Raw genomic sequence first — 18,049 nt, 5'->3', positions numbered from 1 at the left:
TTTAAGCCTCTTAGTATAGAGACATATATTGATCGCGTTCCCATTGGTGTACTTGCGTGCGGAAAATATCCCACTCAATCTCTTTCGCTTCGATGAAGTGCTCAAGTAAATGCTCTCCTAGTGCACCGCATACTACTTCATTAGATTGTAATGTAACTAATGCTTGCGCTAATGTTGCTGGTAAGTCAACGATACCTGCTTCTTCGCGCTCTTCTTTTGTCATTACATAGATGTTACGGTCTACTGCAGCTGGTGGAGTTAATTTGTTTTTAATTCCATCAAGACCTGCTGCTAATAATGTAGCCATTACTAAATATGGGTTTGCAGCTGGGTCAACACTACGTACTTCTACGCGTGTACTAATACCACGAGATGCAGGGATACGTACTAATGGGCTACGGTTTTGTGCAGACCATGCTACGTAACAAGGAGCTTCATATCCAGGTACTAAACGCTTGTAAGAGTTTACAGTCGGGTTTGCTACCGCTGTAAATGCTGGTGCATGTTTTAAAATACCTGCGATGAAGTGACGAGCATCATCACTTAATTGTAATTCACCGTTTTGATCGAAGAATACATTCTCACCATTTTTGAATAGTGATAAGTTACAGTGCATACCTGAACCGTTCACACCGTATAATGGTTTTGGCATAAATGTTGCGTGTAAACCATGTTTACGAGCAATTGTTTTTACAACAAGTTTGAATGTTTGAATGTCATCACATGAGCGAATTGCATTTGCATATTTAAAATCAATTTCGTGTTGCCCTGGAGCAACCTCATGGTGAGACGCTTCAATTTCAAAGCCCATTTCTTCAAGTTCAAGAACGATATCACGACGACAGTTTTCCCCTAGATCCATCGGCGCAAGGTCGAAGTATCCACCGTTATCGTTTAATTCTAATGTTGGATTTCCTTTTTCATCTACCTTAAATAGGAAGAATTCTGGCTCTGGTCCAAGATTGAAATCTGAGAATCCTAATGCTTCCATTTCTTTTAATACACGTTTTAAGTTGTTACGTGGATCACCATCAAATGGAGTGCCATCTGCATTGTAAATATCACAGATTAATCGAGCTACTTTCCCTTTTTCAGCTGTCCAAGGGAAAATTACCCAAGTATCCAAATCCGGATATAAATACATATCCGATTCTTCAATACGTACGAAACCTTCAATAGAAGATCCATCAAACATCATTTTGTTATCAAGAGCTTTTGTTAATTGGCTCACTGGAATTTCTACGTTTTTAATTACTCCTAAAAGGTCCGTAAATTGTAAGCGGATATACTTTACATTCTCTTCTTTCGCCAAACGGAAAATATCTTCTCTTGTGTACCTAGCCATTATAAATTCCTCCTTAGTCCCTCTAAACACCTTCAGAATCAGTTATCTTTAGTGAAAAAACCTTGAAATGTCACCTTGTCGCAATGAAGTTCGATTAAATCTACCTGTATGTTGTAGTTCGTCTCGAAGTATTTTGCGAAGCTCAGTTTTTGAAATTTCTTTCGTTTCTTCTTTTACTTTCACTGCTTCTGTTTGATTTTCTTTCATTAGTAACACTTGTTTAATACCAGCCATATTCAAGCCTTGATCTAATAAATCTTTAATCTCTAACAACTTATCTACATCGTTAAATGAAAATAATCTACGATTCCCCTTTGTACGGGTTGGAGAAATAAGATTATGCTCTTCATAGTAGCGAATTTGACGTGCAGATAATTGTGTTAAATCCATAACAATACCAATAGGAAACAGCGGGGCAGAACGTCTATCTTCTTTCATTGTTTCAGTTCCTCCTTCGCCTTAACTGCTTCTCATTTTATACCATGTTATGTTTAGTGTCAATAGATGTTAGCTTTTCTTACATGATTTTTTTATAAATTTTTTCATTCTTTTTTCTAATGAAATAAATCATTACTTTCATTAGAAAAAAGCTGTCGAAATCGACAGCTTCCCGTTAAGAAATTGTTAATAATTCCTTTTCAATTAATGCATCAATTGCAGAACAAATCGCAATCTTTACATGTGAATAAGTTAACCCACCTTGCACGTAAGCAACATAAGGCGGACGAATTGGACCATCAGCTGACAATTCAATACTTGCACCTTGAATAAACGTTCCCGCAGCCATAATTACATCATCTTCATACCCTGGCATGTAGTTCGCATATGGAGTGAAGTGAGAATTAATCGGAGATGCATATTGAATCGCTTGGCAGAATGCAATCATACGATCTTTATCATCAAATTGAACAGACTGAATTAAATCGGTTCTTGGTGCATTCCATGCCGGTGATGTATTCATTCCTAACTTCTCTAAAAATGCAGCTGTAAAAATCGCACCTTTTAGCGCTTGTCCCGCTACATGTGGCGCTAAGAAGAAACCTTGATACATTTCTTGCAAACTATATAAAGATGCCCCTGCTTCTGCACCGATTCCTGGAGATGTTAAACGATATGCACATGCTTCAACATACTGCTCTTTACCAACAATGTAACCACCAGTTTTCACAATTCCACCGCCAGGGTTCTTAATAAGCGAACCTGCCATTAAATCCGCACCAACATGACACGGCTCTTGCTCTTCAATAAACTCCCCATAACAGTTATCTACAAACACAACAACATCAGGTTTAATTTCTTTAACAAACGCTATCATCTCTTTAATTTGAGAAATAGTAAACGACGGACGAGTAGCATAACCTTTTGAGCGCTGAATACCAATCATCTTCGTATTACTATGAATTGCAGCCGCAACAGCTCCAAAATCAACAAGCCCCTCTTCAGTAAGCGGAACTGCATTATAACCAATATTATATTCTTTAAATGAGCCTACACCTTTTCCGCGTACGCCAACAATTTCTTCTAACGTATCATATGGCTTACCAGTGATGTACAACAACTCATCTCCTGGACGTAAAATACCGAATAACGCTGTAGAAATAGCGTGAGTACCTGAAATAATTTGCGGGCGAACAAGACCAGCTTCCGCTCCAAATACATCCGCATACACTTTTTCTAACGTATCACGGCCAATATCATCATAACCGTAACCTGTCGTAGGAATAAAATGTGAATCGCTAATTTTATGTTTACGAAAACTTTCTAATACACGAAACTGATTACTTTCAATTACTTCATCCGCGCGTTTATGAACTTCTGTAATCTGGCTCTCTACTTCTTTTACGATTGGAGCAATTTTTTCTCCATTTTTCAAACGATCAAACATTTTTATTTTCTCCTTCTTCCACTAAAAATCTCTTTAATTGCACATTAAGCGATGAATGAGCAAAAATATACCCTGCGCAATTATACACAAATTTATCTTCCAGAAACTCCATCTTTGTTAATAGTGTCTCTGTCTTTAATAACGTTAACAACTTACCTTCACTCGGAGGAATTTCCACTTGATAACGATTCATTTCTTCCTTCATTTTCGTTTCTATCGCTTCTTTTATATGTAATAAATCACTTTCTTCAAAAGCACTAGTCATTAAGAAGTCATTTTTCGGAAACGGAATAAAGTTTTGATGTAACTCATCTTTTTTATTATATAACGTAATAATAGGAATATGATTGATTTCAAGTTCTGACAATAATTGTTTTACTGTTTTCTCATGCCCTATATAATTAGGATCTGCAGAATCAACAACATGTAAAATAACATCCGCTTCACCAGCTTCTTCTAATGTCGAACGAAAAGCAGCAATTAATGACGTAGGTAAATCTTGTATAAAACCAACCGTATCAGTTAGTAATACTGTATAACCTGAGGGTAACGGCATCTTCCTTGTCGTCGGGTCTAGCGTTGCAAACAACAAGTTTTCTTCAAACGTATCTGCTTCCGTCAACCTATTAAACAGTGTAGATTTTCCCGCATTCGTATATCCTATTAATGAAACTTGAAATACTTTATTATCTTTTCTTCTCTCACGATATCTTTTTCGATGTTCCACAACAATCGCAAGTTGTTTCTTTATTTCATCAACGCGTGATCGAATATGACGACGATCCGTCTCAAGTTTCGTCTCACCTGGCCCTCTCGTTCCAATACCACCACCAAGACGTGATAAAGACAATCCTTGCCCCATAAGACGTGGCATTGTATATTGCAACTGAGCTAATTCTACTTGAAGCTTACCTTCCCTCGACTTCGCACGTTGCGCAAAAATATCTAATATTAGTTGCGTTCGATCAATTACCCTCGCATCTAATACTGAGGATAAATTCCGAATTTGACTCGGCGTTAATTCGTTATTAAATACGATAACATCCGGTTCTAATTCTTCCGTTAACATTGTAAGCTCTTCTAATTTACCTTTACCTATATAAGTCGCCGGATGAAACTTCGGTCGTTTTTGCGTTGTAGACACTAATAATTCTGCTCGTGCAGTCTTCGCTAGCGATGCAAGCTCTTTCATGGAATGCATAAACTTTTCATCATCATCTTGTGGCAATTGACAGCCTACTAATATGACTTTTTCTTTTTCTTCCATCAAATATGTTCACTCATCCTTTTCGAAATTTAAACCTTCTAATATAATAGCAGAGGAAGCACATTTCATCTAGTTAGCGGGGGAGAAAATTCATGGCATGGGAGATTTTTAGCATCATAGGCACAATCGCTTTCGCACTAAGTGGAGCCATTGTTGCAATGGAAGAGGATTATGATATTTTCGGGGTGTATATTTTAGGAATGGCAACCGCATTTGGGGGAGGTGCCCTTCGTAATTTATTAATCGGTTATCCGATTGTCGCGTTTTGGCAACAAGACATGTTATTCCAAATCGCACTACTATCAATGACGATTATTTTTCTTTTTCCTAATAAATTAATTAGACATTGGAAAAAGTGGGAAAATATCACTGATGCTATCGGCTTATCAGCATTCGCCGTACAAGGAGCATTATATGCACAAAAATTAAATTTACCAATTAGCGCTACAATCGTAGCAGCTGTTTTAACTGGTATTGGCGGTGGTATCATCCGCGATCTTTTAGCCCGAAGAAAGCCTCTCGTCCTTCGAGCTGAAGTATATGCCTTTTGGACGATTTTAGCAGGTTTCTTAATCGGTGCTCAAATTATTGTTAGCGATTGGGCTCTATATACCTTATTCATTTTAATTGTTTGCTTCCGCATGGTTTCTATTCATTACAAATGGCATTTACCGCATAGACGTATCGATACAAAAGAACGTTCCATGCATAAATAGCAATCTAACCTCTTTACAGATCGTAAAGAGGTTTTTCTTTTCCAATGAGTTTTTCTTTACATAATGTTTATACTAATCCTCAAAGCGAGGTGAATACAAATGACAAACCATGTGAATAAAGGTGCCCAAAAAAGCTCAGTGGGTCAAATTGGACACGATCCTAATTCTGCACACGAAAAAAGCGCTAAAATGGAACGCTTCCATAAATCTTATCAAGAAAAAGCAAAAAAAGAGTAAAAGCACTTATACAAAAAAACAGACGCACAGTTTACGTACTGTGCGTCTCCTCTTCAAACATCAAATCACTACTTGATATCCCAATTAAATCATATTTATCATACGTATCCTCTTGTAGCAACCGCATAGCCTGTGTACGAATCGATTTTTCAACAATATTCCGTACATATCGTCCATTACTAAACGATGTAATTTGCGACGAGTACTTTACAGCATGTAAATGATCTCTAAATTTCCATTCAGCCTCTTTCGATAACTGGTATTCACGCTCTTCATACATCCTCTTTCCAATTTCTAACAGTTGATTTACTGAGTAATCCGCAAATTCAATTATAAACGGAAAACGTGATTGCAGTCCTGGGTTTAATGAAAGAAAATGATTCATCTCTCTTGAATATCCAGCTAAAATTAATACAAAACCGTGCTGTTTATCTTCCATATGTTTTACAAGCGTATCAATTGCTTCTTTCCCAAAATCTTTTTCTCCTCCTCGAGCCAATGAATACGCCTCATCTATAAACAAAATACCTCCCATTGCCTTTTTTATTAAATCTCTTGTTTTTTGAGCTGTATGTCCGATGTACTCTCCTACAAGATCTGCACGTTCAGCTTCAACTAAGTGCCCTTTTGATAAAATATTCATCTCAAACAACAATTTTCCTATCATTCTAGCAACAGTTGTCTTCCCTGTACCTGGATTCCCTTTAAACAACATATGGAGTACTTGCTTCTCAGATTTCAATCCTATTTCTTGTCTTTTTTTATTCACATAAATCCAAGCATATATTTCTTTTATTATCTTTTTTATATCATCCATCCCAACAAGCTTCCCCATCTCTTCTTCAATTCTTTGCAGCATCTCATGTTTCGTTGTAGTTTCATTTGAAATTACTGTTTTATTTTCTGCGGCCGGTAAAGAAATTTTCTTTCGATGATTTAACACAATGTTAATTTGATTATTATTTTTCTTTCGCATCGATTGTTCCATACAATCACCTCATTTTATCCCGCTATTTGCGAGCAGTAAGACTCCCACCTCAAAATTCAGCAAATGTTAGGAAGTTAGGCGGCAGATAATTGCCCGTAAATGCCCGATTGGTGTAGGCTGATAATCATCGAGGGATTAACAAAATCCCCACTGATTAAAGTTTCACTTTATCCACTCACCAAATATTATTATTCCTGTCTCCCTTGCAAATGACTATTTTCAGAAAAGTTTGCTATAATATAAGAAATAATGAAGGTGGTGGGACTATGGAGACAACGGAATTCCATGATACAATACAAGCCTTTTCTATTTTTTTATTGAATAAAGGCCGAAAACCTTCAACCATTAAACGTTATGTTTATGACATTGAAGATTTCGGACATTGGTTAGAAAAAAACAAAAAGCTCCCTTCCAGTAATATATGGGCTACACTTTGTACAAAAGACTATGAAGATTATTTTTTCGACTTAAAAAAGAATCGACATTACTCAGAGAAAACGATGCACCGTGTATTTATTGTATTAAATAGAATGCATCACTTTCTAAACATCCCTAATCCATTAAAGAATATGGAAATTTCTATCCAACCAGACCGCACGCTTCGCAATGAAGATTTCATTTCATCTGATGAAGAAAAAAGATTAAAACATATAGTCACTTCATTAGAAGGACTTTCAGAAAAACAACGTCCTGTGCGCCCTTTATTGATGGATCGTAATATCGCTATTTTAAACTTATTAATCGACTATGGATTATCCTTACAGGAACTTACAGCATTAACTATGCATCACGTCCACTTTGAAACTAACACATTATCTATACCAGCAACCGCAGGAGTAGAAAGAACAATTACATTAACCAGCGAAGACAAAAAACAACTATATACTTATTACAAAAGCATCCCTGAACCCGTTCGTCCAAAATATCATAGTAATGATCCATTATTTATCGCATTTGATTTTAATCGCGGAACATACAGATGGGTATACGAAAATGATGCACCGAAGGGATTAACAGAAATTGCTATCCAAAAAATGATTCGCCTTGAAGTATCTAGAGCTAATTTACGCAAAGGAATCTCAGGACAACATTTTCGTAACACCTATATTTTAAACTTAATAAAAAAAGAAACTCCGGAGTCAGAAATTATAAAACTAGCTGGATTCAAATCAAAAATTTCACTAAAACGATATTATCAATACGCAGAAAATAGAAAAAACGCCTTATCTTAAGGCGTTTTTTCTATTTTTTCTTCAAACAAACGATTTTACTATGACCATTTAACCAATTTTTGCATCTACTATGATGAGTTTCATTCACATTCTCATTAGAAAGGAGAGATTTAATGTCTCGTTATGACGACAGTCAAAACAAATTCTCCAAACCATGCTTTCCAAGTAGCGCCGGACGAATTCCAAATACCCCATCAATCCCAGTTACTAAATCACAACTTAGAACATTTCGCGCAATCATTATTGATTTAACAAAAATAATCCCCAAACTTTTCGCAAATCCATCTCCCAAAAATATTGAAGATCTAATCGATACATTGAACCTACTAAGTAAATTTATTTGTTCACTAGACGCTACTTCCTCCCTAAAAGCGCAAGGATTAGCTATTATAAAAAACTTAATAACTATATTAAGAAACCCAACCTTCATAGCAAGTGCTGTATTTGTTGAACTCCAAATTTTAATTAATTATTTACTTTACATCACAAAGTTATTCCGAATCGATCATTGTACACTCCAAGAACTCCTTAAATTAATTGCAGAGTTACAAACTACTCTAGTTAATTCAGCTTCGTTCGGCAGAGGGCCTACCGGGCCTACTGGACCTCGAGGTAACACGGGTGCTACCGGCGCTACTGGACCTCGAGGTAACACGGGTGCTACCGGCGCTACTGGACCTCAAGGTAACACAGGCGCTACTGGCGCTACCGGACTTCAAGGTAACACAGGCGCTACTGGCGCTACCGGACCTCAAGGTAACACAGGCGCTACTGGCGCTACCGGACCTCAAGGTAACACAGGCGCTACTGGCGCTACCGGACCTCAAGGTAACACAGGCGCTACTGGCGCTACCGGACCTCAAGGTAACACAGGCGCTACTGGCGCTACCGGACCTCAAGGTAACACAGGCGCTACTGGCGCTACCGGACCTCAAGGTAACACAGGCGCTACCGGTGCCACTGGGCCTCGAGGTAACACGGGCACTACTGGCGCTACTGGACCTCAAGGTAACACAGGCGCTACCGGTGCCACTGGGCCTCAAGGTAACACAGGCGCTACCGGTGCCACTGGGCCTCAAGGTAACACAGGCGCTACCGGTGCCACTGGGCCTCGAGGTAACACGGGCACTACTGGCGCTACTGGACCTCAAGGTAACACAGGCGCTACCGGTGCCACTGGACCTCAAGGTGTTCAAGGTAACACGGGTGCTACTGGACCTCAAGGCGTTCAAGGTAACACGGGTGCTACTGGTGCCACTGGACCTCAAGGCGTTCAAGGTAACACGGGTGCTACTGGCGCTACCGGTGCCACTGGACCTCAAGGTGTTCAAGGTAACACAGGTGCTACTGGCGCTACCGGACCTCAAGGCGTTCAAGGTAACACAGGTGCTACTGGCGCTACCGGTGCCACTGGACCTCAAGGTGTTCAAGGTAACACGGGCGCTACTGGCGCTACCGGACCTCAAGGTAACACAGGCGCTACCGGTGCCACTGGACCTCAAGGTGTTCAAGGTAACACAGGTGCTACCGGTGCCACTGGACCTCAAGGTGTTCAAGGTAACACAGGTGCTACTGGTGCTACTGGTGCTACCGGTGCTACAGGTGCTACTGGCGCTACCGGACCTCAAGGCGTTCAAGGTAACACAGGTGCTACTGGTGCTACTGGTGCTACCGGTGCCACTGGACCTCAAGGTGTTCAAGGTAACACGGGTGCTACTGGACCTCAAGGGCCTCAAGGCGTTCAAGGTAACACAGGTGCTACTGGTGCCACTGGACCTCAAGGCGTTCAAGGTAACACGGGTGCTACTGGCGCTACCGGTGCCACTGGTGCCACTGGACCTCAAGGTGTTCAAGGTAACACAGGTGCTACTGGCGCTACCGGACCTCAAGGCGTTCAAGGTAACACAGGTGCTACTGGCGCTACCGGACCTCAAGGCGTTCAAGGTAACACAGGTGCTACTGGTGCCACTGGACCTCAAGGCGTTCAAGGTAACACAGGTGCTACTGGCGCTACCGGACCTCAAGGCGTTCAAGGTAACACAGGTGCTACTGGTGCTACCGGTGCCACTGGACCTCAAGGTGTTCAAGGTAACACAGGTGCTACTGGCGCTACCGGACCTCAAGGCGTTCAAGGTAACACAGGTGCTACTGGTGCCACTGGACCTCAAGGCGTTCAAGGTAACACGGGTGCTACCGGCGCTACTGGGCCTCAAGGCGTTCAAGGTAACACAGGTGCTACTGGTGCCACTGGACCTCAAGGCGTTCAAGGTAACACGGGCGCTACTGGTGCCACTGGACCTCAAGGTGTTCAAGGTAACACGGGCGCTACTGGTGCCACTGGACCTCAAGGTGTTCAAGGTAACACGGGTGCTACTGGACCTCAAGGCGTTCAAGGTAACACGGGCGCTACCGGTGCCACTGGACCTCAAGGTGTTCAAGGTAACACAGGTGCTACTGGCGCTACCGGACCTCAAGGTGTTCAAGGTAACACGGGTGCTACCGGATCCCAAGGGCCTCAAGGTAATACAGGTGCTACTGGACCTCAAGGCATTCAAGGTAACACGGGTGCTACCGGATCCCAAGGGCCTCAAGGTAATACAGGTGCTACTGGACCTCAAGGTGTTCAAGGTAACACGGGTGCTACTGGTGCCACTGGATCCCAAGGGCCTCAAGGTAACACAGGCGCTACTGGTTCTACCGGACCTCAAGGGCCTCAAGGTAACACAGGTGCTACTGGACCTCAAGGCATTCAAGGTAACACGGGTGCTACCGGATCCCAAGGGCCTCAAGGTAATACAGGTGCTACAGGGATAGGAGTTACTGGACCTACTGGACCTTCTGGTGGGCCTCCTGGACCTACTGGACCTCAAGGTAACACGGGCGCTACTGGTGCCACTGGATCTCAAGGTGCTCAAGGTAACACGGGCGCTACTGGTGCCACTGGATCTCAAGGTGCTCAAGGTAACACGGGTGCTACCGGCGCTACTGGACCTCAAGGGCCTCAAGGTAACACGGGTGCTACCGGCGCTACTGGACCTCAAGGGCCTCAAGGTAACACGGGTGCTACCGGCGCTACTGGACCTCAAGGGCCTCAAGGTAACACGGGTGCTACCGGCGCTACTGGACCTCAAGGCGTTCAAGGTAACACGGGTGCCACTGGACCTCAAGGTATCCAAGGTAACACGGGTGCTACTGGTGCCACTGGACCTCAAGGTATCCAAGGTAACACGGGTGCTACTGGTGCCACTGGACCTCAAGGCGTTCAAGGTAACACGGGTGCTACCGGCGCTACTGGTATAGGAGTTACCGGACCTACTGGGCCTACTGGACCTAGCTTCCCTGTAGCAACAATTGTTGTAACAAACAACATTCAACAAACAGTACTACAATTTAATAACTTTATTTTCAGTACTGCAATTAACGTAAATAATATTATCTTTAATGGCACAGATACAGTTACAGTTATCAACGGTGGTATTTATGTCATTAGCGTATCTATTTCTACAACTGCGCCAGGATGCGCTCCTCTTGGAGTAGGCATTTCAATTAATGGAGCAGTCGCAACTGACAACTTCTCTTCAAATCTAATAGGCGACTCACTTTCATTCACTACAATCGAAACGTTAACAGCTAACGCAAACATTTCTGTCCAATCTACTCTTAACGAGATTACGATCCCTGCAACAGGAAACACTAACATTCGTCTAACTGTATTTAGAATTGCTTAAATTTCACTATTTATTGTTTATGACAAATAAAAAAAGAGCGAAAAACTCGCTCTTTTTTTGTTATGTACAATAATTCATTACTACTCTAATTCAATGGAAACATTTTTTTGTGGTACAAATGTAGAAATTGCATGTTTATAAATAAGCTGCTGCTTACCTTCTGTTTCCAGTAGGACTGTAAAATTATCAAATCCTTTAATTAATCCACGAAGCTGGAAACCATTTAATAAGTACAGCGTAACAAACGTATTTTCTTTACGGAGTTGATTTAAAAACTGATCTTGAATATTGATTGATTGCTTCATGTCGAATCCTCCTCTTTTTCTCTACTTACTATTATTCGACTTTAGTTGTAACTTTCCTTCTATGTATCGTAAAATTTCTGACGTTTTTTCACCGTCTGTAACATCAAACCATGTGACATCCATCTTATTACGGAACCACGTTAATTGACGCTTTGCATAACGACGTGAATTCGTCTTTAATTGTGATACCGCTTCTTCTAAAGAGACACGATCCTCAAAATAATCATATATCTCTTTATACCCAATCGCTTGAATAGATTGACAATCTCGTATCCCTCTATTATACAATCCTTCTACTTCTTTTAATAAACCTTGGTCCATCATTATATCAACTCGTAAGTTAATGCGATCGTATAGTATTTCTCGATCCATTGTCAAGCCAATCAAGGAAACATCGTATAATAACTCGTTTTCTTGTTTTTCAAGTTGATCACTCATTTTTTCACCCGTCGTGTGGAAAATTTCTAGCGCTCTAATGACACGGCGTACATTATTTGCATGAATACGCTCCGCGCTTTCTGGGTCTACTTCTTGTAATTTTTTATGTACATATTCCACACCACGTTCTAATGCTAACTTTTCCATTTGTTCTCGGTATATCGTATCACCAGCATCATCCGTAAACTGATAATCGAATAAAACAGATTGTATGTACAGACCAGTTCCACCTACGATAATCGGCAATTTACCACGCTCTGTAATCTCTCGAATATGCTTACGAACACGTTCTTGAAATTCGGCAACAGAAAATGATTCTTCCGGATTTTTTATATCGACCATATAATGTGGAATTCCGTCCATCTCTTCTTTCGTCACCTTTGCAGTTCCAATATCCATCGTACGATAAATCTGCATGGAATCTCCACTTATAATTTCACCATTCAACGCTTTGGCAAGATCAATACTTAACTTCGTCTTTCCAACAGCAGTTGGTCCAATGATGACAGCAACTTTTTCACGTTGCACTTCTCCCATATCATTCAACTCTCTTTATGTAATGTACTCCATCTATTGATTATATCCAATCTTACCAATTTTAACGGCATGATTGCAAGTTCTTTCATTTCGGTACATGAAATTATAAATAAAAAAGAACATAGTTTGTCCAATTCGTCATATACATGATTAAAAATACCTTCGAGAGGATGAGTTAACTATGGAACAATCCACTATCAATTTTTCATCTTTGACAAAAGACCTCATTTTAGCTACTGCTACAAAGGAACAAAATTGCTCACAAGAAGAATTATATTTCGCCTTAAATTGTTTGCTACGTTCTTTTCATTCTACTCTCCAAGAAACAACATTACATCCAGAAAATAAAAATACAGATTATATTCAAAATCAATTTTGCAGTGCATATAAAATTATTACAGGTAAAACGATTTATCCTTTTCAATAATCCATAAAAGGCGGTTGCTTACATACTTTCAAGCAACCGCCTTTTATATTAATACATATACTACTTGATAACTTTCACTTTTACAGATTTACGCCCCCAGCTATTAGCACTACCATCTGAACCGACTAAAACATCAATACGATTTCCTTTAATCGCACCACCAGTATCTCCAGCAATCGCTTCTCCATATCCTTCTACCCATACTTTTGATCCAAGTGGAATTACTTTAGGATCAACAGCAATTACTTTCATATTCGGATTCGCTGTTAAATCATGCCCCATTGCAGTTAATACACGACCACCATGCGTACCATTCTCACTTGGATCTGCTGTATACGCTGTCGCTTCTACTGTTATTTCACGTCCACCAGCAGGTGCACTTGTTTCAGTAGATTTAGCAACTTGTTTCGCAGTTGACTTCTCTTTTGCCACAGGTTTACTTGTTTCTACATTCTTAACAGACTCTGTGCTCTTAACTACTTTATTATTTTTAACCGGCGTATTTACTCTTACCGGTGCTTCTTCTTGCGTTACAACTTCTTTCTTTTCAATCACAGGTGCCGTCGCTGTTAGAAATGGCACGTGAACATATCCTGTTTTTCCATTATAATCAAATTGTAACCATTCATTTTGAACTTGATTTGTCGTTTCAATTACATCATCTTTATTCAGTTTACCAAGAATTTCAGAGTCAGTATTCGCTCCAGCACGAACATTTAACACGCCCGCCGTTACATAATATGTACTTTTTGTAAATTCAGCACTTACAAACGCTTCTTTACCATTTAATTTAATTTTTGCCCATCCGTTTTCTGTATTTATAACATCTAATTTATTCCCACTTAACATTTTACCTACAAGTTTTGACTCTGCAGTTGGGTTTTCTCTAACATTTAATACGTCTGTTGTTACAATTGTTTCTGCTTTCGCAGAACCCGCAAAAATCCCAAGACCAAAAACTGCCGCCGTTGCTATACCTAATAATTTTTTCATGAATAGCCTCCATTTGCTTTGTTTTCGTATTTTCATTATAGCAACAGATTTTTAGGATTTTTAGAAATCACACAATTACAAACCATTCGTAATACACGATTAATGAGTTGTAACATAAATTTCCATATTAATGAATTCCATTTCCAATAGAATTCTCAATAGTTTTCATATATTTTCCACATACAAGCACCAGAATTTTTTTCCAAAAAAAATTACAGTATTACTTTTTTGTTACAAAAAAATCATATTTCATTACATCTTTTACCAAAAATCATCATTTTCCAATTATTAACCTCCTTTTTTGTAATAAAAGAGAGCAGCTCATAAAAGCTGCTCCCTTTACATGTGTTATTTAACTTTCTTTTTCCAAATTCCCATCATAAGAGCAGAAACAACTGTCCCTATGAATATCGAGAAAATATATAACACCGGTTTATTTACTAATGCGATAACAAACAATCCACCATGCGGTGCTGGTAATGTAATTTGGAATAACATAGATAATGCACCCGCAATACTTGAACCAACAACACAACTTACTATTACTCGAACCGGATCTGCAGCTGCAAACGGAATCGCACCTTCAGTAATAAACGATGCTCCCATAATATAATTTGTTAAACCCGATTTACGTTCTGCTTCAGTAAACTTTGATTTAAAGAAGGTAGTTGCGAATGCAATCGCTAATGGCGGTACCATACCACCAGCCATAACAGCAGAGTGTACTCCAAAGTTCTTCGCTTCTATTGCAGCGATACCAAATGTAAATGCGGCTTTATTAATTGGACCACCCATATCAATCGCCATCATGCCACCTAGAATAAGACCTAATAATATAGCATTCGTTCCACTCAAACCATTCAACCATCCTGTTAACATTTCATTTAATGCTACTACAGGTGGGTTTACTACTTTTTGCATAACAACCCCTGTAATTAACAATCCAAAGACCGGATATAACAAAACAGGTTTAATTCCTTCTAACTGTACTGGTAATCCTGAAAACAATCTTTTCAATCCTAAAACAATATACCCCGCTAAGAAACCGGCAATTAATCCACCTAAAAAGCCAGCATTTGCTTGTGCCGCCAAAAATCCTCCGACAACACCAGGCATAAAACCAGGTCGATCAGCAATAGAACTTGCAATAAATCCAGCTAAAATTGGTACAAGGAATAAAAAGGCTCCTTTTTCTCCACCACCAATAGTCATTAATATTTCAGCAATAGGACCTTCCGCCTTAATTCCACCGAACATAAATGCTAATGCGATTAAAATTCCGCCACCAACAACGAATGGAAGCATATTACTTACACCGCTCATTAAATGCTTATAAATTCCTAATCCTTTTTCTTTCTCTGTACTTTCTGCCTTCCCATCTTCTTTTATCCCTTTAAAGATTGGTGCATCTTGTTTTACAGCGCGATTAAGAAGTACTTCTGTTTTTCTAATTCCATCAGCGACTGGTACTTGAATGACATGCTTCCCAGCAAAACGGTTCATTTCTACTTGTTTATCTGCCGCAACGATAATAGTTGTTGCTCTTTCAATATCCTCTTTCGTTAAACCGTTCTTTATACCTGTTGATCCATTCGTTTCAACTTTAATCGCTATTCCTAGCTCTGCTGCTTTTGCTTTCAAGCTATCCGCAGCCATATACGTGTGAGCGATTCCAGTTGGGCAAGCGGTAACTGCTAATACGTACGGTTCATTTCCTTCTGGTTTTGCAACTTCAACCTCTCCTTCTTCTTTTTCATTCTCTTTTTCATCAAATAAGCGAAGAAGTTCCTCTCCATCCTTTGCTTCTAATAATTGTCTGCGAAAACCTTCATCCATTAATAATGTAGATAGGCGCGACAACGTTTCTAAATGAGTATTATTCGCCCCTTCGCTTGCAGCAATCATAAAGAATAAATGCGCTGGCTGTCCGTCAAGTGATTCATAGTTGATACCGCTTACACTTCTACCAAAACAAATCGCTGGTTGCTTAACAGCTTTTGTTTTCGCATGAGGTATTGCAATCCCTTCCCCTATTCCAGTCGTACTTTGTGACTCCCGCTTAAAAATAGCTTCTTTAAATTCTGCTTTACTATTTAAACGATTTGCGCTGGCTAATTTCTCCACTAATTCATCTATGACAGCTTCTTTATTTGAAGCTGTCAAATTCATAATAACTGTATCCCTTTTTAATAGTTCTGTAATTTTCATATGTTGCTTCCCCCTATCGCTTAGCTACAATTACTTGCGACAATAATTCTTCTACTTTTTCCTTTTCACATAAATCAGCTGAAAATGCTGTTGCACTCCCCGTTGCAACGCCATATTGAAATGCCTTTTCAATGTCTTTTGTCTGTTCATATTTACCTACAAATCCTGCAACGAGAGAATCTCCAGAACCAACCGAATTAATTACAACACCTTTTGGAACAGTTGCTTCATATATACCTTCTGCCGTAAATAATAAAGCTCCATCTCCGGCCATTGATACGATAACGTGCTCTACACCTTGTTCGATTAATTTTCTTCCATACGGTAAAATATCTTCTACTGTTGAAATCTCTACTCCGAATAACTCACCAAGTTCATGATGATTAGGCTTTATTAAAAATGGCTTATTTTTAATTACATGCTGAAGTGCACTTCCGCTCGCATCTACTACTACACGAATACCTTTTTCAGCCCCAAATGCTGCGATTGATTCATAAAAAGTAGTTGGGATAGATGCCGGTACACTTCCAGCTAGTACCACACAATCTCCCTGCTTCATACTTTCGATTTGTTTCATTAATTGTTCAAATTGTTCATTTGTCACATTAGGACCTTGTCCATTTAATTCTGTCTCTTCTTGCCCTTTTATTTTCACATTAATTCGGGAATCTCCATCTACTTGGACGAAATTTGTTGTTACACCTTCCGTCTGTAATACATCTTTAATAAATTGACCGGTAAATCCACCAGTAAATCCAAGCGCTATATTTTCAACACCTAAACGATGGAGAACACGAGAAACATTAATCCCTTTTCCTCCAGGAAACTTCATATCTTTCTCTGCTCGATTTACTGCGCCAAAATCGAAGGAACTAACTTGTACTACATAATCAATAGATGGGTTTAAAGTAACTGTATAGATCATTGTTTATCAGCCTCAATTACATTGGTTTGTCTTTTATATTTTTCTAAATCAATTTCTAAATGTTTTGTAATAATATTCGCCTCTTCCACATTGGCAATTTTCGCAAACGCAACTTCCGAAAACTTACTTTCATCAATTAAAAAATATCCTTCGTTCGCTAATGTTAATGCCATTTGTTTTAAAAGTGCCTCTTCTGGATCCGGTGTTGTAAAACCAAGCTGTTCATGTACACCATTCGCTCCTAAAAAACATTTATCAAAACGGTACTTCTGCATACTTTCTTGCGCCATTGCACCAATTAAAGCTTTCGTCCTACTCTTCATCATCCCGCCTAGTAAATACGCACGAATATTATTGTCAACTAAAGCTTCAATATGCATAAGTCCATTCGTAACGACAGTAACATCTTTATTTATTAAAAATGGAATCATTTCAAATGTTGTACTTCCTGCATCTAAATAAATGCAATCACCTTGTTCAACAATGCTAGCTGCATACTTAGCAATTTGGTTTTTTATTTGAATGTTTTTGGATGATTTTTCAACCATCGTCGGCTCTTGTCCTTTTCCTGTTAAAACAGCAGCACCACCATGAACTCTTTTTAATAACCTTTGCTTTTCCAATTGTGCTAAATCACGACGAATTGTTGATTCAGAGCTTTCTGTTCTTTCCACTAATTGCTGTAATTTAACAACCTTCTGCTCTTTTACAAGTTGCAATATCATTTGATGACGTTCAGGAGTTAACATTTTATTCACCTCTTCTTTGATTACAGTATAATGAAAACGATCACAAAAATCAACCACAAACATTCATAA

Annotated in this window: 16 protein-coding genes; 5 read left to right on the top strand and 11 right to left on the bottom strand. The window is 39.4% G+C overall.

What is annotated here, in order from left to right; genetic code table 11:
* Window positions 1–10 precede the first annotated feature (10 nt).
* From glnA to hflX, 4 genes are all read right to left on the bottom strand, one after another.
* Window positions 11–1,345 carry a type I glutamate--ammonia ligase gene (gene glnA, locus QCI44_RS09280; protein ID WP_000135339.1) on the bottom strand — a complete coding sequence of 445 codons (1,335 nt, stop codon included), beginning with the start codon at window positions 1,343–1,345 and terminating at the stop codon, window positions 11–13.
* 48 nt (window positions 1,346–1,393) lie between these two features.
* Window positions 1,394–1,783: a transcriptional repressor GlnR gene (glnR, locus tag QCI44_RS09275; protein ID WP_000656779.1), complete on the bottom strand. Its 390-nt coding sequence runs from the start codon at window positions 1,781–1,783 to the stop codon at window positions 1,394–1,396.
* Window positions 1,784–1,958: 175 nt separating this feature from the next.
* The gene (locus QCI44_RS09270; RefSeq protein WP_000460296.1) at window positions 1,959–3,230 is read right to left on the bottom strand and encodes a methionine gamma-lyase family protein; all 1,272 of its coding nucleotides are present in this window, start codon (window positions 3,228–3,230) and stop codon (window positions 1,959–1,961) included.
* A complete protein-coding gene (gene hflX / locus QCI44_RS09265; protein ID WP_016135180.1) occupies window positions 3,223–4,497 on the bottom strand; it encodes a GTPase HflX in 1,275 nt (424 codons plus the stop codon). Before hflX ends, QCI44_RS09270 begins: the two co-directional genes overlap by 8 nt.
* A gap of 92 nt (window positions 4,498–4,589) precedes the next feature.
* On the opposite strand from hflX, the gene QCI44_RS09260 reads away from it, so the two are divergent.
* On the top strand, window positions 4,590–5,213 hold the full coding sequence (locus tag QCI44_RS09260; RefSeq protein ID WP_000312270.1) for a trimeric intracellular cation channel family protein: 624 nt from the start codon (window positions 4,590–4,592) through the stop codon (window positions 5,211–5,213).
* Window positions 5,214–5,312: 99 nt separating this feature from the next.
* Complete coding sequence (locus QCI44_RS09255; protein WP_016086714.1) at window positions 5,313–5,450, top strand: hypothetical protein; 138 nt, start codon at window positions 5,313–5,315, stop codon at window positions 5,448–5,450.
* A 31-nt stretch (window positions 5,451–5,481) separates the two neighbouring features.
* Here QCI44_RS09255 and spoVK read toward each other — a convergent pair whose 3' ends face one another.
* Entirely contained in the window at window positions 5,482–6,438 is a 957-nt protein-coding gene (gene spoVK, locus QCI44_RS09250) for a stage V sporulation protein K (protein ID WP_016135181.1), read from the bottom strand.
* A 266-nt stretch (window positions 6,439–6,704) separates the two neighbouring features.
* Between spoVK and QCI44_RS09245 the strand changes: the two genes are divergently transcribed.
* Window positions 6,705–7,670, top strand: a complete 966-nt coding sequence (locus tag QCI44_RS09245) for a tyrosine-type recombinase/integrase (protein ID WP_016135182.1) — start codon at window positions 6,705–6,707, stop codon at window positions 7,668–7,670.
* Window positions 7,671–7,783: 113 nt separating this feature from the next.
* On the top strand, window positions 7,784–11,398 hold the full coding sequence (locus tag QCI44_RS09240; RefSeq protein ID WP_353811076.1) for a Gly-Xaa-Xaa repeat protein: 3,615 nt from the start codon (window positions 7,784–7,786) through the stop codon (window positions 11,396–11,398).
* Between the two features lie 80 nt (window positions 11,399–11,478).
* Here the strand turns inward: QCI44_RS09240 and hfq are convergent, their stop codons facing one another.
* Window positions 11,479–11,703, bottom strand: a complete 225-nt coding sequence (hfq, locus tag QCI44_RS09235; RefSeq protein WP_000813896.1) for an RNA chaperone Hfq — start codon at window positions 11,701–11,703, stop codon at window positions 11,479–11,481.
* Window positions 11,704–11,724: 21 nt separating this feature from the next.
* Complete coding sequence (gene miaA, locus QCI44_RS09230; protein ID WP_016086709.1) at window positions 11,725–12,678, bottom strand: tRNA (adenosine(37)-N6)-dimethylallyltransferase MiaA; 954 nt, start codon at window positions 12,676–12,678, stop codon at window positions 11,725–11,727.
* Window positions 12,679–12,859: 181 nt separating this feature from the next.
* Here miaA and QCI44_RS09225 point away from each other — a divergent pair, with 181 nt between their 5' ends.
* Window positions 12,860–13,105 (top strand): hypothetical protein, encoded by a 246-nt coding sequence (locus QCI44_RS09225; RefSeq protein ID WP_016086708.1) that lies wholly within the window; start codon window positions 12,860–12,862, stop codon window positions 13,103–13,105.
* 60 nt (window positions 13,106–13,165) lie between these two features.
* Here QCI44_RS09225 and entD read toward each other — a convergent pair whose 3' ends face one another.
* The 4 genes from entD to QCI44_RS09205 form a co-directional block, all read right to left on the bottom strand.
* Complete coding sequence (gene entD / locus QCI44_RS09220; protein ID WP_016086707.1) at window positions 13,166–14,098, bottom strand: cell wall-binding protein EntD; 933 nt, start codon at window positions 14,096–14,098, stop codon at window positions 13,166–13,168.
* 348 nt (window positions 14,099–14,446) lie between these two features.
* Window positions 14,447–16,306, bottom strand: a complete 1,860-nt coding sequence (locus QCI44_RS09215) for a PTS fructose transporter subunit IIABC (protein WP_016135185.1) — start codon at window positions 16,304–16,306, stop codon at window positions 14,447–14,449.
* Window positions 16,307–16,319: 13 nt separating this feature from the next.
* Window positions 16,320–17,231: a 1-phosphofructokinase gene (gene pfkB / locus QCI44_RS09210; protein WP_016086705.1), complete on the bottom strand. Its 912-nt coding sequence runs from the start codon at window positions 17,229–17,231 to the stop codon at window positions 16,320–16,322.
* On the bottom strand, window positions 17,228–17,980 hold the full coding sequence (locus tag QCI44_RS09205) for a DeoR/GlpR family DNA-binding transcription regulator (protein ID WP_016135186.1): 753 nt from the start codon (window positions 17,978–17,980) through the stop codon (window positions 17,228–17,230). Before QCI44_RS09205 ends, pfkB begins: the two co-directional genes overlap by 4 nt.
* Window positions 17,981–18,049 lie beyond the last annotated feature (69 nt).

It is taken from the genome of Bacillus cereus group sp. RP37 (assembly GCF_040459695.1).
GTDB lineage: Bacteria > Bacillota > Bacilli > Bacillales > Bacillaceae_G > Bacillus_A.
The sequence above is the reverse complement of the archived record's forward strand: the minus strand, read 5'-3'. Positions and strand labels throughout refer to the sequence as shown.